The 2,163-nt window shown below is 55.3% G+C and carries 2 protein-coding genes; both read left to right on the forward strand.

Annotation, left to right across the window (positions count from 1 at the left end; genetic code table 11):
• Window positions 1–125: 125 nt before the first annotated feature.
• Window positions 126–1,328: an IS21 family transposase gene (gene istA, locus H7B90_RS24065; protein WP_260411182.1), complete on the forward strand. Its 1,203-nt coding sequence runs from the start codon at window positions 126–128 to the stop codon at window positions 1,326–1,328.
• A complete protein-coding gene (gene istB, locus H7B90_RS24070) occupies window positions 1,325–2,110 on the forward strand; it encodes an IS21-like element helper ATPase IstB (protein ID WP_185138442.1) in 786 nt (261 codons plus the stop codon). Before istA ends, istB begins: the two co-directional genes overlap by 4 nt.
• The last annotated feature ends 53 nt before the right edge of the window (window positions 2,111–2,163 follow it).

Genomic DNA, 2,163 nt, shown 5'->3' on the forward strand with positions numbered 1-2,163 from the left:
TGTGAAAATCAGTAGTAAAATCCCCAATAACATCGGTTGAAAATTCCCCACTAACAGCCGACATACTCTCCGGAGGGAGAGAGTCGAGATTGGTCAAGAATGGGGAGTACTTCAAGATGAAAGATATGAGGGAAAGAGGCATGAGCATCACCCAGATCGCAGACGAGCTGGGGCGGGACCGGAAGACGGTGAGGAAATGGCTGCAGGCGGATGAGCCGTGCGGCTACCCTATTCGCAAGCCAGTGGCAGGTAAACTGGACGCCTACAAAGACTACATACGAAAACGAATGGCGGAAGGCTGCCTGAATGCCATGGTCATTCTGGACGAGATCCGCGCGAAAGGCTATACCGGCGGCAGCACCATGCTTCGCCTCTTCATGCAGCCTCTGAGACCGGCCGTTCAGTCGAAAGCGACCGAGCGGTTCGAAACGCAGCCCGGCGAGCAGGCGCAGGTAGACTGGGGCGAGTTCAAAGTGGAGCAGGACGGCCGGATGAAAAGGCTGTACGCGTTTATCATGGTGCTGGGTTACTCGCGGGCCATGTACGTGGAGTTCACCGAGGACAGCCGGTTAGACTCACTCATGGGCTGTCATACGAGGGCGTTTACGTACTTCGGCGGCGTGACCCGAACCTGTTTGTACGACAATATGAAGACGGTCGTCACGGGGCAGGACGAAAGTGGCGAGACCATCTGGAATGAACCGTTTACGCGGTTTGCCGGGCATTACGGATTCACACTGCGGCGCTGCAAGCCCTACCGTGCACGGACCAAAGGGAAAGTGGAAAATGGCGTCGGCTATGTGCGCAAGAACTTCTGGCCCCGCGTCAGCACCTTTACCGGGCTGCAGGATCTGAATGCGCAGGCGCGTCACTGGCTCAACACCATCGCGAATCAGCGGCTGCACGGCACGACCTTCCGTGTGCCTTGGGAGATGTGGAAAGAAGAATCGCTTCGTCCGGTTACGGAGGTCCCCTTCGCTTACGCCGAGCGGCATCCGCGCAAGGTTTCGAGCGACTGCTATGTCTCTTTCGAAGCGAATCGGTACACCGTTCCGTTTCAATACGTCGGCTCTGTCGTGGAGATTGAGGATGAGAAAAATGGCACACTTCGCTTCTACTGCGGCGGCCAGCTCATCGCCGAGCACCCGAAATCCATGGGGCGGCGCCAAATCGTCAGCAATAAAAAACACTTCGAGGGCATTCGCAGTACATCGAGTCGTCCGGTTGGAGAGCCCACGCCTCGCTATGTCCCACAAGCAGCACCAGAAGTGTTGGAACGCTCGCTTTCGGTCTATGACTCGCTCATGGAAGAGGCGGTGCTCCAATGATTCTGCAAGAGAGATTGGAGGCGGCGATCCGCCACTTTGGGTGGGTTCGCATACCGGAAATCATCCATCAGCACGCCGAAGAAGCGTCTAAGGCGAATATACCGTATCTGGAGTTTTTGGACAAGCTTCTGGCCGAAGAGCTGCTCGCCAAGCATGACCGATTCATCCAGACGCGAACGCGCCTTGCACACCTGCCGTTTCGCAAGACGCTGGATCAGTTCGATTTTGCCTTTCAGCCGTCGGTCGACGAACGCCGGATCCGGGATCTGTCGACACTCCGCTTTGTGGAGCACCAGGAGAATCTCATCTTCCTTGGTCCCCCGGGCGTGGGAAAGACACACTTGGCTGTGGCGCTTGGTCTCGAGGCGATTAAACGGCGTTATACCGTCTATTTCATCACTGCGCATGACCTTGTACAGACGCTGCAATCGGCTCACATGACGAACACGATCAAACAGAAGATCAAGATGTTCACCAAGCCCGACCTGCTCATCATCGACGAGATCGGGTATCGGAAGATGGATGAAACGGCAGCTCACTTCTTCTTTCAGATTGTCTCCGAGCGATATGAGCGCGGCTCGATCATGCTCACGTCCAATAAGACGTTTGGCGCTTGGGGCGATATTTTCGGTGATACGGTGCTCGCTACGGCGATCCTCGATCGCCTCCTCCATCACTCCAGCACCATCAACATCAAGGGTGAGAGCTATCGCATTAAGGAGAAGAAGAAGGCCGGCTTCTTCCGTCCCGAATCTTCTGGAGACACGGAAGCCGACCGATGAAATTGGGGAATTTTCGATTGATTATTTTGGGGAATTTTCAACTGATGTTGACA

The sequence above is a fragment of the Cohnella xylanilytica genome (assembly GCF_014212175.1).
Taxonomy (GTDB): Bacteria; Bacillota; Bacilli; order Paenibacillales; family Paenibacillaceae; genus Cohnella; species Cohnella xylanilytica.